Source organism: Stenotrophomonas sp. yr243 (assembly GCF_900184195.1).
Classification (GTDB): Bacteria; Pseudomonadota; Gammaproteobacteria; order Xanthomonadales; family Xanthomonadaceae; genus Stenotrophomonas; species Stenotrophomonas lactitubi.
Genome location: NZ_FXWT01000004.1, coordinates 130,840 through 155,151, shown reverse-complemented (window position 1 = coordinate 155,151; position 24,312 = coordinate 130,840). Strand labels below are relative to the sequence as shown.

Below are 24,312 nucleotides of genomic sequence, written 5' to 3'. Positions count from 1 at the left end.
GGCGCCGACCAAGGTCGGCCGCTACCAGCGGCCGGTCAATCCTGGTAGACGCGTGCCACGCGCTTGACGCCACACGGCAGCTGGTAGGCACTGACACCGCAGCGCGGGGCCAGCTCGGACAGGGTCGGCGCTGTGCCCCACAGTTCCACCACGCTGCCGACGCCGGCCTGCGCATGCGCGGTCAGGTCGACGGTCAGCATGTCCATCGACACGCGGCCGATCAGCCCACCGGGTTGGCCATCGATCAGCACCGGGGTGCCGTTGGGCGCGAACTGCGGATAGCCATCGGCATAGCCCAGCGCGACCACGCCCACGCGTGTGCGTGCCTTGGCGACGAAACGCGCACCGTAGCCGACCGGCTCACCGGCCTCGATCCAGCGCTCGGCGATCACCTTGGACTGCATCGTCATCACCGGGCGCAGGCGCGCGGTCAGCTCGCTGTTGTCCGGCAGCGGGTTTGCCCCGTACAGCATCAGGCCCGGGCGCACCCAGTCACTGCGTACATCGGGCCAGCCCAACAGCGCCGGCGAATTGCAGACGCTGGTCTCGCCTTGCAGGCCTTCGATGGCCTCGACGAAGGTCGCGGCCTGCTCATGGGTACGCTCGCTGTCCAGCTCATCGGCACGTGCCAGGTGGGTCATCAGTACGATGCGCGCCACCTGCGGCAGTGCAGACAAACGTGCGTGCGCGGCGCGGAAACCGGCGACGTCCAGGCCCAGCCGGTGCATGCCACTGTCCAGCTTCAGCCACACCGTCAGCGGGCGTGGGCTGTCGAACGCGGCCAGCGCTTCCAGCTGCCACGACGAACCCACCGAGAACCACAGGTCATGCTCGGCCACCAGCGCCATTTCGCTGGGCTCGAAGATCCCTTCCAGCAGCAGGATCGGTGCACGGATACCGGCCTGGCGCAGTTCCAGCGCCTCTTCAATGGTGGCCACGCCGAAGCCGTCGGCCTCGCCTTCCAGTGCCTGTGCGCAGCGCACCGCACCGTGGCCATAGGCATCGGCCTTGATGATCGCCAGCGCCTTGCCACCGCCCAGTTCACGGGCCAGGCGGTAGTTGCTGCGCAGTGCGCCCAGATCGATCAGCGCGCGGGCAGGACGCATGTGCGGTTCTCATGTTGCGGGGCGTGGCGGTACTGGCCGTAGCGGAAGATATCCAGGCCTTCGGTGCTGATCTGCGGCTGGCGCGCGCTCATCAGGTCGGCCAGGTAGCGGCCCGAGCCGCAGGCCATGGTCCAGCCCAGCGTGCCGTGGCCGGTGTTGAGGAACAGGTTGCGGAACGGCGTGGCGCCGATCACCGGCGTGCCGTCCGGCGTGGCCGGGCGCAGGCCGGTCCAGAACTCGGCCTTGGCCAGGTCGCCGCCCTTCGGGTACAGATCGCGCACCACCAGCTCCAGCGTCTCGCGGCGACGCGGCGACAGTGACAGGTCGAAACCAGCCACTTCGGCCATGCCGCCGACGCGGATGCGGTTGTCGAAGCGGGTCACCGCAACCTTGTAGCTCTCATCGAGGATGGTCGAGGTGGGCGCCATCGCCGGGTCGGTGATCGGCAGGGTCAGCGAGTAGCCCTTCAGCGGATACACCGGCAGGCGCATGCCCAGCGGCGCGACCAGCCCCGGTGAATAGCTGCCCAGTGCGACCACGAAGCGGTCCGCGGTTTCCAGCTTGCCGCCGATCCGCACGCCGGTGATGCGGTCACCGTCGAATTCCACGCCGGTGATGTCCTGGTCGTAGCGGAACTCGACACCCGCTTCGGCCGCCATCTGCGCCAAGCGGCGGGTGAACAGCTGGCAATCGCCGGTCTGGTCGCGCGGCAGGCGCAGCGCGCCCACCAGGCCATCGACGTGGGCCAGCGCAGGCTCGGCCTTGATGATGCCGGCGCGATCCAGCACTTCGTACGGCACGCCGTACTGGGCCAGGATTTCGATGTCCTGCGCCGATGCATCCAGCTGCTGCTGGGTGCGGAACAGCTGGGTGGTGCCCAGGTCGCGCCCTTCGAAATCGATGCCGATCTGCGCGCGCAGCTCGTTCAGGCAGTCGCGGCTGTACTCGGACATGCGCACCATGCGCGCCTTGTTGATCGCGTAGCGCTCGTGGGTGCAGTTGCGCAGCATCTGCCACAGCCAGCGATACTGGGCCAGGTCCATGCCCGGCTTGATCGCCAGCGGTGCGTGCTTTTCGAACAGCCAGCCGATGGCCTTTTTCGGCACGCCCGGGGCGGCCCACGGTGAGGTGTAGCCGAAGGACAGCTGGCCGGCATTGGCGAAGCTGGTTTCCAGCGCGGGACCGGGCTGGCGGTCGACGACCGTGACTTCAAACCCGGCCTGTCGCAGGTACCAGGCACTGGTGGTGCCGATCACGCCGCTGCCGAGAACTAGGACTCGCATGGAAATTCTCCAACCCGATCATTCCCTGCATTTGGGTGCGCAGGGGCCATAATCGGGGAAGTATATTCTTCCGTTCCTAGGTGATTTGCCTGATTTTAGGAATGCAGGCAGGATATTTTCCTCTGATTCATTCCCCGAGGTTGACGGCCATGACCACCCGCCCCCGCGAACTGGACAAGATCGACCGCAAGATCCTGCGCATCCTGCAGGGCGAAGGCCGCATTTCCTTCACCGAGCTGGGCGAACGGGTCGGTCTGTCGACCACCCCGTGCACCGAGCGCGTGCGCCGGCTGGAGCGCGAAGCGGTGATCACCGGCTATCACGCGCACCTGGACCCGTCGGCGCTGAAGGCGAGCCTGCTGGTGTTCGTGGAGATCAGCCTGGCCTACAAATCCGGTGACATCTTCGAGGAGTTTCGGCGTGCGGCACTGAAGCTGCCCAACGTACTGGAATGCCATCTGGTGTCAGGCGATTTCGATTACCTGTTGAAGGCGCGGATCAGCGAGATGGCCTCGTATCGCAAGCTGCTTGGCAGCACCCTGCTGACCCTGCCGCATGTGCGTGAATCGAAGAGCTACATCGTGATGGAAGAGGTCAAGGAGACCTGGTCGCTGCCGATTCCCGATTGAGTCGGCGGGCGGCAGCGGGACCAGACCCCGTGGGACGGGCTCTGGCCCCTGGCTGCATCAGCGCTGCTGCGGATTCTTCATGGAACCCTGTTGCGGATTCTTCTTCTGCTGCTCGTTCGGCTGCTGTTGCTGTTGCTGCTGGCGCTGCTGGTCCTGCGGTGTTTTGCCCTGCTGTTCCTTGCCGGGATGACGGTTCTGCTGGTTGGCCATGATCGTATTCCAAGGGGACGAGGGAAGCGCGACGGCGGGGATGCCGGCGCAGGTCCACCGTGGTCCTGCTGCGGTTAATCGCAGGCGAAAAACGGGTGATGCGGGGCGTGCAGGGCGGGGGCTGTTTTCCGGCGTTCATGTGGGTGGCGGGATTCCTGCCAACGGCTGAGCCCCTCGTGGCTGGGGCCTGGTGCGGCGCTGCGCGTTGGCCGGGCGGGTGGAGTCAGGCGGGGACGCCGTGAACCCGTCCTTGGGGGCTTGGCCGCGGCATCCATGCCGCGGACACCCCGCCTGCCCCCACCCGCCCGGCCTCTGACAGGTTCATGCGGGCGCCAGCCACGGAAAAGAAAAAAGAGCGACAGCGGGTCGCTGCGCTCTCTTTGGGTTGCGCGATTGGTTGCGGGCGCGGGGGTCAGCGCTTGATCTGCTGGCCGTCGCCGGTGGGTACGCTGTCGTAGTAGCGGCCGGTGCGCGAGTCGAACACGCGGTTGGGGCCGACCGGTTTGACGCCCGGAACGATGCGGCCGTTGCGGTCGTAGACCTTGTCCGGCAACGTCGGTGCGGGCGTGGGGGTCACCTGGGCCGGGCCGGTCGAGCGGATCGGCTGGGCCGGTTGCGGCGAGGGCAGCACCTGCGGCTGCGGGCGCGATGCCTGCGGTGGCGGGGCTACAGGCGGCGGTGCCACCGTCGAGCTGCTGCGGGTGGCGGTCGGATTGCCGGTGGGCACCTGCGCCTGGGCGAGCAGAGGCAGCAGGGCCGTCAACAGTAGAACCAGGCGGGGTTTCATGGCGCGCTCCAGGGTGGTCCACATTTACCCTGCGCCTGCCCCTGTGTGCCGGCCATGAACGGCCATCACACTTGCAAGCGCGTGCCGACACCCCCACGTCTGCGGCATCCCAGGCCACAACCCCACGGAGAGCCGGCATGAGCGCTTTCGATCTGACGCCCCCCACCGCCACGCAGACCGAAGCACTGGTCGCCGGGCTCAGCGCCGAGGAGCGCCGCGTGCTGCTGCAGCACGGCACCGAGGCGCCCTTCTGCGGTGTGTTCCTCGACAACAAGCGTGAGGGCGTCTACTGCTGCCGGCTGTGCGCGCTGCCGCTGTTCCGCTCCAGCACCAAGTTCGATTCGGGCACCGGCTGGCCCAGCTTCTTCGCCCCGTTCGACCCGGCACACGTGCGCGAGATCCGCGACAGCAGCCACGGCATGGTCCGCACCGAGATCACCTGCGCCCGCTGCGGCAGCCACCTGGGCCACGTATTCCCGGACGGTCCGCCGCCCACCTACGAGCGCCACTGCCTGAACTCGGTCTCACTTTCATTCACCGGCAACGGCGAGCCTTGGCCCGATCCGCTGCAGCGTGGCGGCGCGGAAGCCGGCGTGGCGGGCTGACACGCGCCGGAATGGCCCGCTGACCAACTTCACAGAATTCCCTCTTCAGAAACACCGGTGTCAGGCCGACAAGGAGATATCCCCCCTCCTTGCGTCGCGCCATGCTCATCATCGTTGGATTCCTGGTCGTCATCATCAGCGTGCTGGGCGGCTACCTCGGCGCACACGGCCGCCTTGGGGCGCTGTGGCAGCCTTACGAACTGGTCATCATCGGCGGTGCCGCGCTGGGTGCGTTCCTGGTCGGCACCCCGGCCAAGACGGTCAAGCAGACGCTGCAGGCCATGGTCGGCGTGTTCAAGGGCCCGCGCTACAAGCAGCAGGACTACATCGATGTCCTCAGCCTGGTGTACGAACTGCTCAACAAGGCCCGCCGTGAAGGCTTCATGGCCTTGGAAGACCACGTCGAGCGCCCGGCCGAAAGCGCGCTGTTCGGCAACTACCCGAAGGTGCAGGCCGACCACCACCTGATCGACTTCATCACCGACTGCCTGCGCCTGATGATCGGCAGCAACATCGAGCCGCACGAGCTGGAGCCACTGCTGGAGCTGGAGCTGGAAAAGCACCACGCCGAAGCGATGGCACCGTCGCAGGTGATGAACAAGGTCGCCGACGGCCTGCCCGGTTTCGGCATCGTGGCGGCGGTGCTGGGCATCGTCATCACCATGGGCTCGATCGGCGGCGACATCGTTGAAGTGGGTGGCCATGTGGCCGGCGCGCTGGTCGGTACCTTCCTCGGCATTCTGCTGGGCTATGGCTTCGTCGGCCCGATGGCGTCGGCGATGGAAGCCCGTGCCGAGCAGGACAGCCGCATCTATGAGTCGGTGAAGACTGCCCTGCTGGCCTGCCTGCGCGGCTACAACCCGAAGATCGCGCTGGAGTTCGCCCGCAAGACGCTGCCGTCGAACGTGCGCCCGGCGTTCTCCGACTTCGAGCAGCACCTGAAGACGGTCAAGTAAGCCATGGCCGAGACCAAGCCCACCGTCATCGTCCGCCGGGTCAAGAAAGCCGGCCACGCCGCCCACCATGGCGGTTCGTGGAAGGTGGCCTATGCCGACTTCGTGACCGCGATGATGGCCTTCTTCCTGGTGCTGTGGCTGATGGCCAGCACCAGCAAGCCCGAGCGCGCGGCCATTTCCGAATACTTCCGCAACCCCAGCCCGCTGGTCGGCTCCAGCGCGACGCCGGCACCGGGCATGGCCGGGCCGGGCGGCGCCAGCACTTCGATGATCAAGCTGGGCGGCGCCACCGATGTTTCGCGCGGCAACAGCAACGATCCCTTCCAGAACCAGCAGAAGGCGATACCGCAGCCGGTGGACGAACAGCAGCGCGACAAGCAGCAGCTGGAAGCGCTGATGAAGGAGCTGCAGGAGGCGATCAGCCGCAGCCAGGCGCTGGAACCGTTCAAGGACCAGCTGCTGCTGGACCTGACCCCGGAAGGCCTGCGCATCCAGATCGTGGACAAGCAGAACCGGCCGATGTTCGACCTCGGCAGCGCCACCCTGAAGCCGTACACGCAGCAGATCCTGCACGAGCTGGCCGAGTACCTGAACCACGTGCCGAACCGGATCAGCCTGACCGGCCACACCGACATCACCGCCTATTCGGCCGCACGCGGCTACGGCAACTGGGAACTGAGCGCCGACCGCGCCAATGCCGCGCGCCGCGCACTGATCGATGGCGGCATGGACGACAGCAAGATCACCCGCGTGGTCGGCCTGTCTTCGTCGGTGCTGTTCGACAAGGCCGACCCGCAGAACCCGATCAACCGCCGCATCAGCATCGTGGTGATGACCAAGGCCGCCGAAGAAGCCGCGCTGGCCGGTGCCGGGCCGCAGGTGGGCCTGTCGGCGACCACCGTGGATCCGGACGTGCAGGCTGCGCAGGGGCAGGCCGGGGTCGGATCCCTTTCTGCTGGAAAGGGCTCTGCCCCCTGACCGGTTTCCGCCGGGCATGGCCCGGCGAGCGCGCAGCGCGGCACCCAGTACAATGGCGGTCTTTCCGACTCCAGGTGATCACACCCCCATGTCCCAGTCCTCCAAGGCCAAGCGCGACAAGCGCAAGAAGCAGCAGGCCAAGCGTCCGTTCCTCCGTCTGAACGCCCAGCAGCAGGTGCAGAACCATGCCGTGCTGGTCAACGAAGACGGCCAGGCCGTGGCCGCCATCGGCCTGCAGGGTCGCGAGTGGCTGCTGGCCATCGGCGGCCAGACCATGGGCAACGCCGACAATCCGGTGCCGATGCTGGCCATGCTCAAGCACCTGTCCAACGTGCAGGAAGCCGAAGGCCGCAAGGTCACCCTGGAATATTCCGAGCTGATGCAGAAGCTGCTCGACACCCTGGCCGAAGAAGCAGGCCAGACCGGCGAGGAGTACCTGGACAAGCTGGTGGCCGAGTTCGCCAGCGAGCAGGCTGAAGACGCAGCGGCCGAAGGCGAAGCTGCCGACGAAGCTGCTGCGGACACTGCCGGCGCCGAAGGCGCTGCCGACGCGGAGGCCGCTACGGCCGCCGACGCCGACGGCAAGCCGCAGGCCTGATCCGGCGGCGGCGGTGTCGGTCTACGTCGATGACGCGGTGCATCCCTGGCGCGGTCAGCGCTGGGCGCACCTGATGGCCGATACCCTGGCCGAGCTGCACGCGATGGCGGCGCAGCTCGGCATTCCCCCGCGAGCCTTCCAGAACAAGGCCAGCGGAGCGCACTACGATGTCACCGCCGAGCTGCGTGCGCAGGCGCTCGCGCTGGGCGCGGTGGCCATTTCCCGGCACGTGGATCGCGTGCAGGTGAAAGCGGTGATCGCCAACGCCAGGGCGCAGTACCGGCCGTAGGCGGGTACGGGTAGCGCCGGGCCATGCCCGTGGTGGGTGCGGACCTTGGTCCGCACATCAGCCGTGGATCGTGCGGACCAAGGTCCGCACCCACCCATCATCCTCAGAACGGGTCGCTGCCCAGCCGCACTTCCACGTTCAGCAGCGAGCACAGCGCCAGCAGGGCGTCGTCATCGCGGGTCAGCGCCATCCAGCCACTGAAACCCTCGTTGCCGGCATCCACGCTCCACAGCGTGTAGTTGTGCTCGCGCAGGCGGTCGAAGGCGGTGCTCATCAGCTGCACGCCGTCCAGGTCCGCGGCGAAGTCCTCATCGTCCAGGTCGCCACCCCAGTCCAGCTGCAGGTTGAAGCGCGCCGACAGCTCGTTCACCGCCGACTGCAGCGAATCGAAGTCATCACGCTCGACCTCGAAGCCGGACTGCCAGGCGATGGCGGTGAACAGCGCCGGCAGCCAATCGCTGTCGGCTTCCAGCGGCTGGCCGTCCTCGGACAGATGCTCGCGCCAGCGGTTGAACTGCTGCAGGGCCAGCTCTTCGTCGCCCGGATTGATCAGCACGAGCAGATTCCAGACCCGCGCCTCGAAGTCGTCCTCGTCGAAATCGTGGGCGTCTTCCTCGAAGTCGAAATAGTCGCTGTTGTCAGGCATGGCGGAACATCCTCGGGAGCAGGTGGGCATTCTACGGTTTATCCTGTACCGCTGAAGCCGGCCGTGGTGGCCGTCACTGTGAATGAAGCGATGAGCGATACCCCTCCCGACCACCTGGCGATCAACCCGGCCAGCCCCTTCCACGATGCGCAGGCCCTGGAGCGCGGCGTCGGCGTGCGCTTCAACGATGTCGAGCGCGACAACGTCGAGGAATACTCGGTCAGCGAAGGCTGGATCCGCGTGCAGGCCGGCAAGGCCCGCGACCGTCGCGGCAACCCGATGACCATCAAGGTCAAGGGCAAGGTCGAGGCTTACTTCCTGGAACAGAAGCCGGAAGCCTGACGGCTGCTTGGTAGAGCCGAGCCCACGCTCGGCTGCTGTCTGCTCAGGTGTCATGAAACCTGGACGGAAAGCTCAGCCGAGCGTGGGCTCGGCTCTACACAACAGACCGGTCATTCGCGCTTGCGCGATTCCAGCAGATCGAGGTTGCGGATCAGCCGCCGTGCGATCTCGTCCGACACCACCCCACGACGGGTCAGCCGGAACAGTTCCTCGCGTTCGGCGTTGAGGCCGGCGCTGCGCAGCTGGCGGTAGCCGACCTCCATCCGGTTCACCTTTTCCGGGTCCACGTCGGGGTTGTCGCGGTCCAGATGCCGCTGGTACAGCATGCTCACCCGCGATGCGGCGTCGTTGTACAGCTGCACGTTCTCGGTGTTCTGGTTCAGCACCAGCTGCTGGCGCATGCGCTCCACGCCCGCCAACGCGGCCTTCGAGGACAGCTTGCGGGCCAGATCCTCTTCCTTGCGCTCACCCGAATCGGCCGGCAGCTGCAGGCCCTTCAACAGCTGTGGCAGCGCCACGCTGGCGCCGACCAGCGAGCACAGGATCACCGCGGCAGCCAGGAAGATCACCAGGTCGCGTGCCGGGAACGGGCTGCCATCGGGCAGGAACAACGGCAGCGTCAACACACCGGCCAAGGTGATCGCACCACGCACGCCCGCCACCGAGGTGGCCACCACGATGCGCCAGTTCGGTGCCTCGCCATGCTCCAGGCCGCGGCGTCGCGCGCGCAGCAGGTTCCAGCGCAGCGACAGCCACACCCACAGCAGGCGCAGCGCGATCAGCGTCGCGTTGATCACCAGCACGTACACCAGCAGCCACCATGCGCTCTGGTGGCCGCTCTCGTTCATGGTGGTGGTGGCGCGTTCGACGATGCCCGGCAACTGCTCGCCCAGCAGCACGAACATGATGCCGTTGAAGCTGAACTGCAGCATGTTCCAGACGCCGGCACGCTGCACGCGCATGCTGCCGGAGACACGGCCGGTCATTTCCACGTAGCTCATGGAAATACCCGCTGCGACCGCTGCGAGGATGCCCGAGGCGTTGATCTCTTCAGCCAGCAGGTACGCCGCGAACGGGATCAGCAGGTTGACCAGCATCGCCGCACCGGGCTCTTCGCCGAAGCGGCGCCATAGCCAGCGCTGGAACGTGGACACGCCGAGGGTGACCGCTACGCCGACGGCCAGGCCGGCCACCGCCACCCACAGGAAGGTCAGCGAGGCGGTCGCCAGCGAGAAGGTACCGGTCATCACCGCCGCCACCGCGAAGCGGAAGCAGACCAGGCCGGAGGCATCGTTGAGCAGCGACTCGCCTTCCAGGATGTGCATCAGGCGCTTGGGAATCGGCGCCTTGGCGGCGATCGCACCGACGGCCACCGGGTCGGTCGGTGACACGATCGCGGCCAGCGCGAAGCACACCGCCAGCGGCATCACCGGAATCATCCAGTGGATCAGCAGGCCGGCGCCGATCACGGTGAACACCACCAGCCCGAACGCCAGTTCGAGGATCGCGCCCTTGTCGCGGAACAGGCCCTGCTTGGGAATGCGCCAGCCATCGAGGAACAGCAGCGGTGGCAGGAACAGCAGGAAAAACACTTCCGGCTCCAGCGCGTGGCCGCGGTTGAATACCCCGGCGATCACCGCACCGAGGCCGATCTGTACCAGCGGCAGCGGCAACGAGAATGGCAGGACGCGAACCAGGTAACCGCTGGCGACAACGGCCACCAACATCGCCAGGACGACTTCGATGGTGTGCATGCTTCTTCCACAGGAGCGGCGCGTGGGGCCGGAAAAACCGGAGTGCACCGGGGGACGGGAAAAAACTTAACACAGCAGGCCGCCACTGCGGCCAGCCATCTGAATGCGCGTCAGGACCGCGACAGCAAGCGCCGCTCGAGCCACGCCAGCGTGTCCCGCTGCATGTCCGCGGACAACGCATGACCGACCGGGTAGCCACGCAGCTGATGGGCCACGCCCAGTGCCTGCAACCGGTGCGATGCGGCTTCGGCCAAGGTGAAGGGCAGCTTGTCGTCGTCGTAGCCGTGCACCACCAGGGCGTCCAGCCCGGCGTGGCCCACATCAGCCGGGATGCTCGGCGCGATCTCCGGCAGAATGCGTCCGCACAGGATCGCGAAGGACGTCACCCGCTGCGGCTGGATCAGGGCGACGCTGGCGGCCATGATGCCGCCCTGGCTGAAGCCGGCCAGCGCGGTCTGCCGCGCATCCAGTCCCAGCCGCTGCTGTTGGCCGGCCAGCCAATCCGCCAGCAGCAGGCGCGAAGTCTCGGCCTGCGCCGGATCGATCACCGGCCCCTGCGCGTCGAAGCGCACTGTGAACCAGCCGAACGCCTGTGGCCCGAAGACCACAGGACCGCGCGGCAGCAGCACGTGCAGGCGCGGGTCGATGGCCGAGGCCAGCGGAACCAGCGACTGCTCATTGCTGCCCACCCCGTGCAACAGCACCACCAGGCCCTGCGCGTCTCCTTGTGCAGGACGCTCCAGCACCGGTTGCAGCAGCGGGTTCACGCCGCATCCTGAGCGCGATCGGCGCCATCGAAGCGGTACAGGTCCATCGCCAGGAAGCCGGCATCGATACCGGCATCGATGCGCTTGGCACCAAAGCCGCCCTCGCCCGCCGCGCCCATCGCGAAGTACAACGGCAGCAGATGCTCGTCGGTGGGGTGCGCACGCTCCGCAAACGGTGCCTGTCGGCGGTAATCGAACAGGGCATCGCGGTCATTGGCGGCCAGCCGCTGCTCCACCCAGTCGATGAAAGGACGCACGTAGGGCGCTTCCTTGCCGTCCTGGTAGTTGCCCCAGTCGTGCAGGTTGTGGGTGATGCTGCCCGAGCCGATCAGCAGCACGCCCTGTTCGCGCAGCGGCGCCAGTGCACGGCCAAGCGCGAACTGATGCTGCGGGCCCAGCATCGGCTGGATCGACAGCGGCACTACCGGGATGTCGGCCTGCGGGTGCAGCAGGCGCAGCGGTACCCACGCGCCGTGGTCGAGGCCACGTTGCGGATCGAGCGCCACCGGCAGGCCGGCGGCGGCGATGCGGCCCGCCACGTCATCGGCCAATGCCGGATCACCGGGCGCCGGGTACTGCAGCTCGAACAGTTCCCGTGGGAAGCCACCGAAATCGTGGATGGTGGGCGGCTGCGGATGGTTGCCGACCAGCGGCTGCCGGGCCAGCCAATGCGCCGAGGCGATGACGATCGCACGCGGCGTGGGCAGGTCGTCGGCCAGCTCGGCCAAGCGCACGCCGACCTGGCCCGGATGCAGGGCAGTCATCGGCGAGCCGTGGGAGATATACAGCGAAGGCAGGCGGGACATGATCTTCTCCAATGACAGGAACAGGCAGCGGGCCGGGGGACGATCAGCGCGAACGCAGGGTCCAGCGGCCATCGCCAAGCAGGAACAACACAACCAGGGCCAGCGCCCAGAACGCCGGGTATTCCCAGCCACCGCCCGCGTTGGCGAAGCTGAAACCGTGGGCGCCGTGCACCGTCACGATGGTGCCCAGCAGCAGCGGCACACCGAGCAGGCCGATCCAGCGCGCGTAGATGCCGAGCAGCAGCGCTGCGGAAATCGTCAGTTCAACGGCGATGGTGAAGTAGCCCAGGACGCCGGGCAGGCCCAGCGATTCGAAGAAGGCAGCGGTACCGGCGGGGGTGAACACCAGCAGCTTGGTCAGCGCATGGACCAGGAACAGCACGCCCAGGGTCAGCCGCAGCAGGGTCGCGGCATACGGGGCGAGAGGAGACAGGGGAGCGGCGGTAGCGTTCATGGGGCACCTCGGTGGGGACGAGGCACAGGTTATTGCGCTCTTCCTCAATGATAAATACGATGAATCGACCGTGTTTATTTCAAAAGTCGCAACAATGGACACCCTGGATGCCATGCGCGTGTTCGTCGCGGTGGTCGAACGCAACGGCTTCAGCGCCGCCGCACAGGCGCTGGACATGTCCACGGCCGGGGTCACCCGCCAGGTCGCCGCGCTGGAAAAACGCCTGTCCACCCGCCTGCTCCACCGCACCACCCGCCGGGTCAGCCCGACCAGTGCCGGCGCCGCTTACTACGCGCAGTGCGTGCGCCTGCTGGCCGAGTTCGATGCGCTGGAAGCCAGCATCGGCGCACAGGCGCTGGAGCCGTCCGGCATGCTGCGCATCAATGCACCGGTCAGCTGGGGTATCGCCCGCCTCGGTCCCTTGCTGGCCGGCTACCGCGAGCGCTTCCCGCAGGTCGAACTGGACCTGGCACTGTCCGATCGCCTGGTGGACATGGTCGAAGAAGGCTACGACGTGGCCATCCGCATCACCCGAGAACCGAGCCCGACCCTGATCGCACGGCGCCTGGGCCAATCGCGGATCAGCCTGTGCGCCGCACCGGCCTACCTGGCCGCGCACGGAACACCACAGGCACCCGAGGATCTGCAGACGCATACCTGCCTCGGCTACAGCTATTGGGCAGCGGGCGACCACTGGCCACTGCAGGGACCCGGCGGCGAAGTGAAGGTGGCAGTGACCACCCTGCTGCGCGCCAACAACGGCGACGTCCTGCGCGAAGCGGCGATTGCCGGCATGGGCGTGATCCTGCAACCCGACTTCCTGTTGCACGAGGCCCTCGCCGATGGCCGCCTGGTGCGCATCCTGCCCGAATGGGAAGCCGCGCCGATCGGCATCTTCGCCGTCTACACCAGCCGCAGCCACCTCGCGCCGAAGGTGCGCAGCTTCATCGACTACCTGGTGGAAACCGGGGTGTGAGGGTGCGTCCGCCGGGCATGGCCCGGCGCTACCCGAGGCGCGCCCATGACACGGTAGCGCCGGGCCACGCCCGGCGAGCGCGAAGCGCGGCCTAGGCAGCCACCTCATCCAGCTGCGCGATGATCTTCTCCAGCGGTGCCGGCCGCCCCAGCAGGTAGCCCTGCACCTGGTCGCAGCCATGTGCGGCCAGCCAGTCCAGCTGTCCCGGCGTCTCCACGCCTTCGGCGATGATCGTCAGCCCCATGCTGTGGCCCAGTGACAGCAGCGCCCGGCAGATCGACGCGTTGCGCGGATTGGTCTCCACGTCGGCGACGAAGCTGCGATCGATCTTGAGGATGTCCAGCGGCAGGTGCTGCAGATAGGACATGCTCGAGTAGCCGGTACCGAAATCGTCCAGCGACACGCTGATGCCCTGCTCGTGCAGGCGCTGCATGGTCTGCATCGCCTGTGCCGGCTTGCGCATCAGGCTGCTCTCGGTCAGCTCCACGTGCAGTGCCCCGCGGGCCAGGCCGAAATCCTGCTGCGCGCGGGCGAACTCGGCCACCAGATCGCTGTTGAAGAACTGCACCGCCGACACGTTGACCGCGATCGACAGCTCGCCCCACCCCGCTTCCACCAGACGCCGCTGCGCCTGTGCCGCCGCGCGGATCACCCAGCGTCCCAACGCCAGGATCAGGCCGGTGTCCTCGCACAACTGGATGAACTCGCTGGGCGGGATGAAACTGCCGTCGGCCTGCGGCCAGCGCAGCAGGGCCTCCAGTGACGCCGGGCTGCCATCGCTGGCGTGCCGGATCGGCTGGAAGTACAGCTGGAACTCGTTGTCGATGGCCGCGTGGATACGACCGGCCAGGCGCAGGCGGTCGGCCAGGCGGGTGGTCACCGCCGCATCGAACCAGGCCACGACGTTGCCTTCGGCGCGGGCCGCGTGCGCCGCCTGCGCGGCCATGCCGATCGCCTGTTCCGCACTGTGGCCTGCATTGGCGTCATGTACCGCCACACCAATGCGGGGTTCGAACTGGTGCAGCGAATCCTGGCCGCGCATCGGTGCCGAGACGATCTGCAGCAGATCGTCCAGCACGCGCTGGGTGTTGTGTTCCGGGGCGATGGCCAGCACGAAGTCCTCCGCCGGCTGGAAGGCCAGCAGGCCGAAGCGCGCGCCCAGCCCGCCCAGGCGCGAGGCCATCGACTGCAGAACTGCATCGCCGATCTCGCGGCCCAGCGTATCGGCCACAAGCTGCAGGCCGCGCAGCTGCACATAGGCGATGGTGTAGGCACCGGATTGCTCGTCCAGCTGTTCGCTCAGCGCGCGCACGTTGAGCAGGCCCGTGGCCGGGTTGTGCCGCGCGTGATAGGCCAGGTCGCGTTCGTAGGCCAGGCGCTCGCTGACATCCTCGGCCAGCACCAGGCATGCGGGCTGGCCATCGAAATCCAGCTGCGACAGGTGCACGCGCACTTCGAACACCGTGCCATCCTTGCGCTGGTGCAGGCGCACCGCAGCGTCCTGCAGTTCACCACTGCGCACCTGCGCGATGGCGCCCTTGACCTCGTCCCAGCCCTCGCGCGGGCGGATGTCGAGGATGCTCATCGCCAGGAATTCATCACGGCTGTAGCCGTACTGCTGCACGGCCGCCTCGTTGACCTCGATGAAGCGCAACGTGTCCGGATCGAACACCCAGAACGGTGCGGGGTTGCGATCGAACAGCAGGCGGAAGCGGCGCTCAACCTGGCGCATCTGTTCGTGTGCCTGGTAGCGCTCGCTGAGGTCGGTCAGTGCGCCGATCATGCGCCGCTGCCGATCGGCCACCGCTACCCGCTGGCCACGCGCGGCAACCCAGCGCACTGCACCGCCGGGCAACACCAGACGGAATTCTTCGTCGAGTACCGCGGTGCCGGCGAAGGCCTGGTCAAAGGCCTGCTGCATGCGTGCGCTGTCATCGTGGTGCACGCGGGCGAAGAAATCAGCCACCGGCAACGCATCGGTCTGCACACCGAAGATCTCACGCGCGAGCGGTGACCAGCGCAGCAGCGCAGCGTCTTCGTCGACGTACCAGGTGCATACGCGGCCCACCTGATGGGCCAGGCGCAGCTCGGCGTGGCCGGTCCGCAGCTCTTCGGCCATCGACTGCTGCCGGTGCGTGCTGCGGCGCACTGCGTACAGCAGCACCAGCAGCAGCGCCACGTACGCCAGCACGATCACGATCGCCGCCTGCAGATACGGCCACCACGGCTTCAGCACATCCTCGTTGGCCAGGCCGACCTGCACCGCCAATGGGCTGCGTTCCAGGGTACTGATGGTGGAGATGCGCGGTATGCGGTCCACCGCGCCGGGAATGCTGCCCAGTTCAACCACGGCCTGCCGGCCCAGCAGCTTGCGTGCCGGCAGCGTGTAGCGGCGGCCGACGGTGCCACGCGGATCGGGGACACGGGCCAGCATGTAGCCGTCGGCGTCGCTGATCGAGGCCAGGCCATTCGGCCCCACATCCAGACCGCCTACGATCCGCTGCAGTTCGCCGCAGCGCAGCCGCGCCAGCAGCCAGCGATCACCCTCCATCGGCAGCGCCAGCGGCACCACCCAGCCGCCGTCGTTGGCGCGCTGCGGCGGCCCGATGTACAGCGCGCTTCCCTGCCCGCGTCGCTGCGGATCGGTCCACAGCGGCAGCTGCAGGTCGCCCTTGCCGGCCGTCAGGGCGCGGCCGTAGGTATCGAGTACGACGATGCTGTGCAGCTCGGCATGCCGACGCAGCACGCCGGCAATGGCGGCGTCCAGCAGTGTGGGTGCCTGCGCAGGCACCGTGCGGAACAGCTCGGCCGCATCGGCGGCGATGCCGCCCATCGCCCGCTCCAGGTTGCGCAGCTCCAATGCCAGCAGGCGCTCGCTGCCTATCGCCAGCGCCCGGCTCTGCCGCTGCGCGGCTTCCAGCCGGCGCTGGTAATCGTTGGCCAGCATTGCGGCCAGGCCAAGCGCCAGCAGCACGCCCAGCACCACGCCGCCCCAGGTAATGGCACGCAACGGCCGGGCCAGCGCGTGTCTCAGCGCCGGCATCGATCGGTCTTCCCTGTGCAGTCGGCTGGCTTCATGCGCGAACGATTCCTCCACATCCCCGACCTCAACGGCCGGCGGACGCCATTCTTGACGCCTCGACCCGTCCTGCATGCGCCCTCCCCCGGGTGCTGCAGACATCCAACCCGCAGCATGCACCACGCCGATGACCGCGTGAAGGTCGCTGCAGCGTGTTCAGCCAGATCACGCACAGTGCTGGCCCTGCCGGGCACGTCCAGCCGGCCCGCAGCGGATTAGACTTGGAGTTTTCCGCCGCAAGAGAAGTCCATGTCCAAGCTGCGCCGCCCCACCCTGGCACTGGCCATCGTTGCCAGCCTGTCCCTGGCCGCCTGCGACCGCCCGGCCGATCCGGCCGCCGGCACCGCCGCACCGGCAGAGGCGACACCCGCTGCCGCCAAGCCGATGCTGGGCAGCTTTGGTTTCGATGCCAGTGGCATGGACCGCAGCGTCACCGCCGGTGACGACTTCTTCGGCTTCGCCAACGGCAGCTGGGTGAAGAACACCGAGATCCCGGCGGACCGCTCGCGCTTCGGCAGCTTCAACGTCATCGCCGAGAAGACCCAGGCCGACACCCGCGCGATCCTGGAAGGCGCCGCCGGCAACGCCCAGGCCAGCGGCGAAGACAAGCTGATCGGCGACTACTACGCCGCTTACATGGATGAGGCAGGCATCGAGCAGCGCGGCCTGGCGCCGGTGCAGCCACAGCTGAAGAACATCGATGCGATCGCTGACAAGGCCGGCCTGGCCCGCGCCCTGGGCGGCGACGTGCGCGCCGACGTCGACCTGCTCAATGCCACCAACTTCTACACCGACCGCCTGTTCGGCCTCTGGGTCTCGGTGGACCTGCTGCAGCCCGACCGCACCGCGCCGTACCTGGTGCAGGGCGGCCTGGGCATGCCGGACCGCGATTTCTACCTGGGGGGTGGCCGCATGGCCGACCTGCGCAAGCAGTACCAGGCCTACATCGCGCAGGTGCTGCAGCTGGCCGGCGTGGCCGACCCGGCCGGCAAGGCGCAGCGCATCCTCGCTCTGGAAACGAAGATCGCGCAGGCGCACGCCACCCAGGAAGAAACCAATGACGTGACCAAGGGTGCCAACCCCTGGACCCAGGCCGACTTCAACGCCAAGGCCCCGGGCATGGACTGGGCTGCGTTCCTGGACGCAGCCGCACTCGGCAAGCAGCAGGACTTCATCGTGTGGCAGCCGAAGGCCGTGGCCGGACTGTCCAAGCTGGTGGCCACCGAGCCACTGGATGCCTGGAAGGACTACATGACCTTCCACGCGCTGGACCGCGCCGCCGCCTACCTGCCGAAGAAGTTCGCCGATGCGCGCTTCGCCTTCCACGGCACCGCGCTGAGCGGTACGCCGCAGCAGAGCGACCGCTGGAAGCGTGCGGTGGATGACGCCAACCATGCGGTCGGCGAGGCCATCGGCAAGCGCTACGTCGAAAAGCACTTCGATGCCAAGACCAAGGAACGTGCCGACGAGATGGCGAAGAACATCATCGCCGCCTTCGCCAAGCGCATCGATGCACTGGCCTGGATGTCACCGCAGACCAAGGCCAGCGCCAAGGCCAAGGTCGCCGGCCTGACCGTGGGCATGGGGTACCCTGACAAGTGGCGCGACTACACCGGCCTGGAGATCCGCCGTGATGATCCGCTGGGCAATGCACAGCGCGCCGAACTGTTCGAGTACCAGCGCAACATCGCCAAGCTGGGCAAGCCGGTCGACCACAGCGAGTGGGCGATGCTGCCGCAGACCATCAATGCGATGAACGTACCGCTGGAAAACCGCCTGGTGTTCCCGGCGGCGATCCTGCAGCCGCCGTTCTTCGACGGCGCCGCCGACGACGCGGTGAACTACGGTGCGATCGGCGCGGTGATCGGCCATGAGATCAGCCACGGCTTCGATAACGCGGGCGCGCTGTTTGACGACACCGGCAAGCTGCACAACTGGTGGACGGCCGAAGACCTCAAGCAGTTCAACGCTGCCGGTGATGCGCTGGCCGCGCAGTTCAGCAGCTACGAGCCGTTCGCCGGCGTGCACGTCAACGGCAAGCTGACCCTGGGCGAGAACATCGCCGACGTCGCCGGCCTGGGCACCGCTTACGACGCCTACCAGTTGTCATTGCAGGGCAAGCCGGGCCAGACCCTGGAAGGCTTCACCCCCGACCAGCGCTTCTTCCTCGGCTTCGCCCAGGCCTGGCGCAGCAAGAGCCGCGAGCAGGCGCTGCGCAATTCGCTGCTGACTGATGTGCATGCACCGGGCCAGTTCCGCGCGCTGACGGTGCGCAACATCGACGCCTGGTACCCGGCGTTCGACGTGAAGGAAGGCCAGAAGCTGTACCTGGCCCCGGACAAGCGGGTCAAGGTCTGGTGATGTAACGCGAACGGGCGCCAAAAGGCGCCCGTTTCGTTTGGATCGGTAGATGCCAACCTTGGTTGGCGCTTTTCCGCTGGTGGGTGCCAACCTTGGTTGGCACTTTCCGCCATCCGCGCATGGCGTGGATCTATTGCCTGCGCATACCCGCCACGACCAACGTCGCCGCCGCCGCGAACCCGGTCGCCGCCCACAAATTGGCGTGCAGCCCGATGCCATCCAGCAGCAGTCCCCCACCCCACGCGCCCAGCGCGATGCCGATGTTGAACACGCCCACGTAAAGCGCCGTAGCGATCTCCACGGCTTTGGGGGCCGCCGTCATCATCCACGTCATCAACCCCACCGATACCCCGCCATAGGCCAGGCCCCACAACAGCAACACCACCACACCGCTGGCTGGCGTGCCGCCGGTCCACAGGAACAACAGCGGTGTCAGCAGCAACCCCAGCGCAATGGCCAGCAGCAGCCCGCGCGGACGTCGCGCCGCCAGCAGGCCAACGATGAAGTTGCCGACGATGCCGGCCATGCCATAGGCAAACAGCAGGCCTCCGATCCATGCCGCATCGATGTTTGCCAGCGTGGTCAGCAGCGGCCGCACGTAGGTGAACGCGATGAAGTGCCCCGCCACCAGCAGCAGGGTCAGCAGCAGCCCCTGCTGCAGGCCGCGGTTGCCCAGCTGCTGCGCGAACTGGCGCGCGCGCACCGAGCCGTCCACGGGCAACGCTGGTACCACCCACAGGTGCAACAGCAGGACGGCTGCACTGAACGCGGCCATCACCACGAAGGCCCAACGCCATCCCAGCGCCTCGCCGATCAACGCACCCAGCGGCACGCCCAGCACCGAGGCCGCGGCTACGCCACCGAAGATGATCGAGGTGGCCAAGCCGATGCGCGCTGACGGCACCAGGCGCGCCGCCAGTCCGCCGGCGATGGCCCAGATGCCGCCCATGCAGAAGCCCACCAACACACGCGCGGCCAGCAACCATGCGATGCCTGGCGCCAGTGCCGAGGCGACGTTGGCCACCAGCAGCAGGCCGAGCAACGCGCACAGGATGCGGCGACGATCAATGCCACCGGCTGCAATCACCACCAGCGGTGCGAACAGCGCCGCCAGCAGTGCCGGCAACGAGATCATCAGGCCGGCGGTGCCTACGGACGCGCCGAGGCTGTCGGCGATGGAGGTCAGCAGTCCGACCGGCAGCATTTCGGTGGTGACCACGGAGAAGGTGGCTAGGCCGACGGCGGAGACCGCCCACCACGGATGACGGGGCGCAGGCACCGCGTGCGGGAGCGATGAAGCACTCACGGGACCATTCCTGCAGAGGGAGTGGACGAAGCAGAAGTGCGTAGCGCACCTTGCGCGAGCAGGGCGACCAGCAGCACGACACTGCCTGCCACCAGCGCGATGAAGAAGCCGCTGCGCACACCACCGGCATCGACGCTCTGCCCGGACAACGCAGCACCCAGTGCCACGCCGATGTTCAGGCTAGCCAGCAACCAGGTCATGCCTTCAGTGAGGCGCCATTCGGGCACGCGCTGTTCCACCAGCGACATCGCCACGATCATCGTCGGCGCGAAGGAAAGCCCAGCCAGCAGCACCGCAGCGGCCAGTGCAGGAAGGGTGCCCACCGACAGCAGCGGCAATGTCGTCAACGCGGTGGCTCCTGCACCCAGCAGCAACAGGCGCTGCAACGGCATCTGCAGCTTCAGCGCACCAAACAGAAGGCCTGCCGCGCAGCTGCCAAGCGCGTAGGCCGACAGCACCGCGCTGGCTGCCAGTGGCTGCCCTCGCTGTTCGGCAAAGGCCACGCTGGTGATGTCGACCGTGCCGACGATCACACCCATCGCCAGCATCAGCAATGCGAGCAGGCAGATCTCCGGTTGTCGCAGCAGGGAGCGCGAAGGTGCGGCGCCCTCGCAGGTCTGCAGTGGCGGTTCGGTGCCACGCTGCAGCACCAGTAGAGCCACGCCGACGACCAGCAGCAGGGCGGCAGCCAGCACGCCGGCCTGCGGCCATACCGCCACCGACAGCCCGACCGACAACGGCGGCCCGGCGATGAAGGTGACCTCATCGAACACCGTCTCCAGCGAATAGGCCGTCTGCAGTTGCGGGCGGCCGCGGTGGATCGCGGTCCAGCGCGCCCGCACCATCGCCGACACGCTCGGCATGCAGCCGGCCAGCATCGCCGCAGCGAACAAGGTCCAGTCCGGCGCCCGCAGCACCGTACAGGCCAGCAGCAGCAGGCCTGTCGCGCTGGCCGCGGTGGCCCACGGCAGCACCCTGCCCTGCCCATGGCGGTCGACCCAGCGCGACACCTGCGGCGACAGCAATGCATAGGTGAGCACGAAGGTGGCCGACACCGCGCCGGCCAACGCATAACTGCCGCGCAGTTGCGACAGCAAGGTGATGAAGCCGATGCCGGTCATCGGCAGGGGCAGGCGTGCCAGCAGCCCGGCCAGGGCAAGGCCGGTGGTGCCGGGGGCTGCGAACAGGTCGCGGTACGGGGTGGCCATCAAAATCTCCAAGGCAGCGACTTGCCTGGCGCACGCGGCGCCACGACAATACATACAGAGCGTATGAATAAGAGCCTACATTCATACGCGACGTATGTAAATAATCATGCACCTCGTATGTAAGGAGTTCCGGATGGTCCGTCGCACCCGCGCCGAGATGGAAGAAACCCGCGCCAAGCTGCTGGCCACCGCCCGCCGCGTGTTCAGCGAACAAGGCTATGCCGCCACCTCGATGGACGATCTGACAGCCCAGGCTGGGCTGACCCGCGGTGCGTTGTATCACCACTTCGGCGACAAGAAGGGGCTGCTGGCGGCGGTAGTCGCCCAGCTCGACGCCGAGACGGATGCGCGGCTGCAGGCGATCAGCGATGGCGCCAACGATGCCTGGGACGGCTTCGCGCGGCGCTGTGGTGCCTACCTGGAGATGGCGCTGGAACCGGAGATCCAGCGCATCGTGCTGCGCGACGCACGTGCGGTGCTCGGTGGTGCATCACCGGAATCGCAGCAGCACTGCGTGCACTCGATGCAGCGATTGATCGAACGGTTGATCGCGCAGAGCGTGGTCGCGCCGGTGGATGCGCAGGCACTGGCTTCGCTGATCTACGGCAGCCTGGCCGAAGCAGCGTTCTGGATCGCCGAAGGCGAGGATGGCGATGCGCGCCTTCGCCAGGCAACGGCGGCACTGGAGATGCTGTTGCGTGGGCTGAAGTCGACCGGGTAAGGCCTATCCACGCATGGCGTGGATCTACTGTGGGCCAGCCACGCATGGCGTGGATCTACTGTGGGCCATCCACGCATGGCGTGGATGCGCCATGTCATCGGCGCATGGTGCCGGCGTACAGTAGATCCACGCCATGCGTGGATGCGGCGCCGCGCTGCGGCGTGCCGACCAAGGTCGGCATCTACCGGGGCAATGCCGGCCACTCGCGCAACACGTCCACCGGCACCCCCACCCGTGCGCAGGCGCGGGTCGCCAGGCCATCGGGCAGCGCGCGGCGGAACAGCGGCGCCATGCCCTGCATCAGCTTGGCCGAGGCTGCGGCCTGCGCACGCTGGCGCGTGCTGCGCTCGAGCATGCCCTCGGCCCAGTCCGGCAGCAGCGCGGCACCGGCACCGAGGAAGATTTCGCGTGACAGGCCGGGCACCGGCACCGGCAGGCGCACGCCGGACAGCACCTGCAGCACTTCGCGTGAGCGTTCGTCCACCACCAGCTCCGGCTGCCGCGCGCAGAAATACGCATCCACTTCCGCCGCACTGCGTGGCACATCCACCGCGCCCAGCGCTTCGGCCACGCAGCGGTATTCGTCGTAGTAGCGGTCGGCGATCGCGGCAGGCACTTCACGCCCGTAGCGGCGATAGCCCTGCAGGAAGCCGTAGGCCTCGGTCACATGCACCCACGTCAGCAGCTGCGGATCATCAGCGGCATATGGCTCGCCCTGCGCGGTATGGCCGCGGATCTGCGCGTGGATGCGCCGCACCTTGGCCACCAGCGCTTCCACCTCGCCTGCCGGCGCATAGCTGGTGCCGGCCACGAAAGCGGTGGTACGGCGCAGGCGGCCGACCAGGTCCTGGCGGAAATTGGAATGATCGTAGACACCGGCCAGCGCGCGCGGGTGCAGGGTCTGCAACATCAGGGCACACAGGCCGCCGGCCAGCATCGAGGGCAGTTCGGCGTGCATCCGCCAGGTCACGCTGTCCGCACCGAACCAGCCGGGATCGCCCAGCGGGTGGTCGTAGTCGATGCCGCTCTGGCCACGCGGAAACGCATCCAGTACCCAGCGTCGGATCGGGGCGGTGACGGGGCGGGAAAGACGGTGCAGCAACGGCGGCATCACGGGTCCAGATCGGCGGAGGGACGGACCGCGTCCTGCGCGGTCCACCCCGATTCTGGGCGATCACGACAGGCACGGCGAGCCCGGCCGCTCAGCATCGGTTTCATGTGCGCGCGCAGCACGTTTCACCCTGCGACATCTTGTCGCAGGCCGCGCGAGCAATGTTGCGCCGCACCAATATTCACCTGTTCAGACAGAACCCTTGTGCCGCGTGGCCTTGAGGCCATTGCACCGCTCGCTGGAAGTGCTAGAACTGAACCCGCCACACCGTCCACTGCAGATCGCCGCACGTTCCACCAAGGAGCCAGCCATGATTGCTTTGTTCAAGGGTTTGGGATTACTGCTTCGCGACAACGAGCTCTACAGCAGCCCGTTCGAAAAACAGGTCGCGCACTGGCGCACCCTCAGCGAACAGCAGATCCGCGATGAAGTGGCGGTGCTGGCCCAGGCCAAGTGCCAGTGGCTGATCACTTCGATCGTCGGATGGCAGGCGACCTCGCTGCTGATCCTCGGCCTGATCACCAACTACCTGTGGCGCGACGATTACCACATCACCTTCACCCGCGTGGTCGTGGTGTTCGGCTCGTGGATCTCGATCCTGTTCGTGATCTGGTTCATGGCCAACATGTTCGACCGCACCGCCGGCTTCGAGCGCTGGATGAAGGCCTTCAACAGCCGCGCCCGCATCACCTCCAAGGCCGACAGCGTCGAGCACGTGGCCGAAGCGCTGGACCTGGCTGAACACTATCCGGAAGTGCTGGACTACAAGCAGGCGGTCACCGCCAAGCGCGAGTTGCGCCACGAGGACATCCGCATCATGACCGAGATCGGGCGCATGAAGCAGCACTCCGAACTGGTGGGTCGCCTGAATCATGTCGGTGAAACCGAACACCATCACGACATGACGCTGCAGCCGGCTTACTGAGCCGAACGCAATCCGGGGGGAGCCACAATGCCACCGTGCTCAGTCACGGTGGCATTGTTCTTTCTGCACGTCGCTGACGCACTGGCGGAAGTCCTTCGGCAGGTCACTGACCTGCTCGGTCTTGCCTGCGGCCACCGCGAAATGGCGCAGCGGTGGCGTCGCACAGGCGGCGTCGGTGCTGCAGCCCGGGGCCAGCACCAGGTAATGGCATTGCCCACTGCTGCTGGCGATGCATTCAAAACGCGCCACGCCATCGACCACCGTGCTCTTGCTGTACAGCGTGTCCACGCCATTGGCATTGGTGCGGGTGATCGAGGTGTTGCTGGATTTTTCGCAGCCGGCGATGGCCAGCACAGCGACACCTACAAGCAGGATACGGCGCATGTTCGTTCCTCGGTGGATGGCGAAGGCTGCG

Annotated in this window: 25 protein-coding genes; 11 read left to right on the top strand and 14 right to left on the bottom strand. The window is 67.3% G+C overall.

Annotation, left to right across the window (positions count from 1 at the left end; all coding sequences use genetic code 11):
* Nucleotides 1–35: 35 nt before the first annotated feature.
* On the bottom strand, nucleotides 36–1,106 hold the full coding sequence (gene alr, locus QOL57_RS17715) for an alanine racemase (RefSeq protein ID WP_089238442.1): 1,071 nt from the start codon (nucleotides 1,104–1,106) through the stop codon (nucleotides 36–38).
* A complete protein-coding gene (locus tag QOL57_RS17710) occupies nucleotides 1,085–2,389 on the bottom strand; it encodes a D-amino acid dehydrogenase (protein WP_025878410.1) in 1,305 nt (434 codons plus the stop codon). The genes alr and QOL57_RS17710 overlap by 22 nt, the downstream gene beginning before the upstream one ends.
* Nucleotides 2,390–2,538: 149 nt before the next feature.
* Between QOL57_RS17710 and QOL57_RS17705 the strand changes: the two genes are divergently transcribed.
* Complete coding sequence (locus QOL57_RS17705) at nucleotides 2,539–3,018, top strand: Lrp/AsnC ligand binding domain-containing protein (protein WP_089241164.1); 480 nt, start codon at nucleotides 2,539–2,541, stop codon at nucleotides 3,016–3,018.
* A 57-nt stretch (nucleotides 3,019–3,075) separates the two neighbouring features.
* Here QOL57_RS17705 and QOL57_RS17700 read toward each other — a convergent pair whose 3' ends face one another.
* Entirely contained in the window at nucleotides 3,076–3,228 is a 153-nt protein-coding gene (locus QOL57_RS17700; protein ID WP_089238441.1) for a lana protein, read from the bottom strand.
* A gap of 412 nt (nucleotides 3,229–3,640) precedes the next feature.
* Nucleotides 3,641–4,015 (bottom strand): classical arabinogalactan protein 4, encoded by a 375-nt coding sequence (locus QOL57_RS17695; RefSeq protein ID WP_089241162.1) that lies wholly within the window; start codon nucleotides 4,013–4,015, stop codon nucleotides 3,641–3,643.
* Between the two features lie 137 nt (nucleotides 4,016–4,152).
* Between QOL57_RS17695 and msrB the strand changes: the two genes are divergently transcribed.
* The 5 genes from msrB (at nucleotide 4,153) to QOL57_RS17670 (ending at nucleotide 7,441) form a co-directional block, all read left to right on the top strand.
* On the top strand, nucleotides 4,153–4,620 hold the full coding sequence (msrB, locus tag QOL57_RS17690) for a peptide-methionine (R)-S-oxide reductase MsrB (RefSeq protein ID WP_089238439.1): 468 nt from the start codon (nucleotides 4,153–4,155) through the stop codon (nucleotides 4,618–4,620).
* Nucleotides 4,621–4,721: 101 nt separating this feature from the next.
* On the top strand, nucleotides 4,722–5,576 hold the full coding sequence (gene motA / locus QOL57_RS17685) for a flagellar motor stator protein MotA (protein WP_089238437.1): 855 nt from the start codon (nucleotides 4,722–4,724) through the stop codon (nucleotides 5,574–5,576).
* Between the two features lie 3 nt (nucleotides 5,577–5,579).
* Entirely contained in the window at nucleotides 5,580–6,554 is a 975-nt protein-coding gene (gene motB, locus QOL57_RS17680; RefSeq protein ID WP_089238435.1) for a flagellar motor protein MotB, read from the top strand.
* A gap of 88 nt (nucleotides 6,555–6,642) precedes the next feature.
* Complete coding sequence (locus QOL57_RS17675) at nucleotides 6,643–7,152, top strand: hypothetical protein (protein WP_089238433.1); 510 nt, start codon at nucleotides 6,643–6,645, stop codon at nucleotides 7,150–7,152.
* A 13-nt stretch (nucleotides 7,153–7,165) separates the two neighbouring features.
* On the top strand, nucleotides 7,166–7,441 hold the full coding sequence (locus QOL57_RS17670) for a DUF4031 domain-containing protein (RefSeq protein WP_089238431.1): 276 nt from the start codon (nucleotides 7,166–7,168) through the stop codon (nucleotides 7,439–7,441).
* Between the two features lie 103 nt (nucleotides 7,442–7,544).
* On the opposite strand, the gene QOL57_RS17665 is transcribed toward QOL57_RS17670, so the two are convergent.
* On the bottom strand, nucleotides 7,545–8,087 hold the full coding sequence (locus QOL57_RS17665; protein WP_089238429.1) for a hypothetical protein: 543 nt from the start codon (nucleotides 8,085–8,087) through the stop codon (nucleotides 7,545–7,547).
* A 90-nt stretch (nucleotides 8,088–8,177) separates the two neighbouring features.
* Between QOL57_RS17665 and QOL57_RS17660 the strand changes: the two genes are divergently transcribed.
* Entirely contained in the window at nucleotides 8,178–8,429 is a 252-nt protein-coding gene (locus QOL57_RS17660; RefSeq protein WP_049466119.1) for a DUF3297 family protein, read from the top strand.
* A gap of 110 nt (nucleotides 8,430–8,539) precedes the next feature.
* On the opposite strand, the gene QOL57_RS17655 is transcribed toward QOL57_RS17660, so the two are convergent.
* The 4 genes from QOL57_RS17655 to QOL57_RS17640 form a co-directional block, all read right to left on the bottom strand.
* Complete coding sequence (locus QOL57_RS17655) at nucleotides 8,540–10,183, bottom strand: Na+/H+ antiporter (RefSeq protein WP_089238427.1); 1,644 nt, start codon at nucleotides 10,181–10,183, stop codon at nucleotides 8,540–8,542.
* Nucleotides 10,184–10,293: 110 nt separating this feature from the next.
* A complete protein-coding gene (locus QOL57_RS17650; protein WP_089238425.1) occupies nucleotides 10,294–10,950 on the bottom strand; it encodes an alpha/beta fold hydrolase in 657 nt (218 codons plus the stop codon).
* On the bottom strand, nucleotides 10,947–11,756 hold the full coding sequence (locus QOL57_RS17645; protein WP_089238423.1) for a class III extradiol ring-cleavage dioxygenase: 810 nt from the start codon (nucleotides 11,754–11,756) through the stop codon (nucleotides 10,947–10,949). The genes QOL57_RS17650 and QOL57_RS17645 overlap by 4 nt, the downstream gene beginning before the upstream one ends.
* Nucleotides 11,757–11,799: 43 nt before the next feature.
* Nucleotides 11,800–12,210: a DoxX family protein gene (locus QOL57_RS17640; RefSeq protein WP_089238421.1), complete on the bottom strand. Its 411-nt coding sequence runs from the start codon at nucleotides 12,208–12,210 to the stop codon at nucleotides 11,800–11,802.
* Nucleotides 12,211–12,304: 94 nt separating this feature from the next.
* On the opposite strand from QOL57_RS17640, the gene QOL57_RS17635 reads away from it, so the two are divergent.
* A complete protein-coding gene (locus QOL57_RS17635) occupies nucleotides 12,305–13,186 on the top strand; it encodes a LysR family transcriptional regulator (protein WP_089238419.1) in 882 nt (293 codons plus the stop codon).
* A gap of 91 nt (nucleotides 13,187–13,277) precedes the next feature.
* Here QOL57_RS17635 and QOL57_RS17630 read toward each other — a convergent pair whose 3' ends face one another.
* Complete coding sequence (locus QOL57_RS17630; RefSeq protein ID WP_089238417.1) at nucleotides 13,278–16,340, bottom strand: EAL domain-containing protein; 3,063 nt, start codon at nucleotides 16,338–16,340, stop codon at nucleotides 13,278–13,280.
* A 174-nt stretch (nucleotides 16,341–16,514) separates the two neighbouring features.
* Between QOL57_RS17630 and QOL57_RS17625 the strand changes: the two genes are divergently transcribed.
* On the top strand, nucleotides 16,515–18,626 hold the full coding sequence (locus QOL57_RS17625) for a M13 family metallopeptidase (RefSeq protein WP_089238415.1): 2,112 nt from the start codon (nucleotides 16,515–16,517) through the stop codon (nucleotides 18,624–18,626).
* A 130-nt stretch (nucleotides 18,627–18,756) separates the two neighbouring features.
* On the opposite strand, the gene QOL57_RS17620 is transcribed toward QOL57_RS17625, so the two are convergent.
* Together QOL57_RS17620 and QOL57_RS17615 are read right to left on the bottom strand one after the other, a co-directional pair.
* Entirely contained in the window at nucleotides 18,757–19,932 is a 1,176-nt protein-coding gene (locus QOL57_RS17620) for an MFS transporter (RefSeq protein WP_089238413.1), read from the bottom strand.
* Nucleotides 19,929–21,140 carry an MFS transporter gene (locus QOL57_RS17615; protein WP_089238411.1) on the bottom strand — a complete coding sequence of 404 codons (1,212 nt, stop codon included), beginning with the start codon at nucleotides 21,138–21,140 and terminating at the stop codon, nucleotides 19,929–19,931. The genes QOL57_RS17620 and QOL57_RS17615 overlap by 4 nt, the downstream gene beginning before the upstream one ends.
* Nucleotides 21,141–21,273: 133 nt before the next feature.
* Between QOL57_RS17615 and QOL57_RS17610 the strand changes: the two genes are divergently transcribed.
* On the top strand, nucleotides 21,274–21,861 hold the full coding sequence (locus tag QOL57_RS17610; protein ID WP_089238409.1) for a TetR family transcriptional regulator: 588 nt from the start codon (nucleotides 21,274–21,276) through the stop codon (nucleotides 21,859–21,861).
* A gap of 181 nt (nucleotides 21,862–22,042) precedes the next feature.
* Here the strand turns inward: QOL57_RS17610 and QOL57_RS17605 are convergent, their stop codons facing one another.
* The gene (locus tag QOL57_RS17605) at nucleotides 22,043–22,972 is read right to left on the bottom strand and encodes an oxygenase MpaB family protein (RefSeq protein ID WP_089238407.1); all 930 of its coding nucleotides are present in this window, start codon (nucleotides 22,970–22,972) and stop codon (nucleotides 22,043–22,045) included.
* Nucleotides 22,973–23,282: 310 nt separating this feature from the next.
* On the opposite strand from QOL57_RS17605, the gene QOL57_RS17600 reads away from it, so the two are divergent.
* Entirely contained in the window at nucleotides 23,283–23,897 is a 615-nt protein-coding gene (locus QOL57_RS17600) for a hypothetical protein (protein ID WP_089241160.1), read from the top strand.
* A 39-nt stretch (nucleotides 23,898–23,936) separates the two neighbouring features.
* Here the strand turns inward: QOL57_RS17600 and QOL57_RS17595 are convergent, their stop codons facing one another.
* The gene (locus QOL57_RS17595) at nucleotides 23,937–24,281 is read right to left on the bottom strand and encodes a hypothetical protein (protein ID WP_089238405.1); all 345 of its coding nucleotides are present in this window, start codon (nucleotides 24,279–24,281) and stop codon (nucleotides 23,937–23,939) included.
* Nucleotides 24,282–24,312 lie beyond the last annotated feature (31 nt).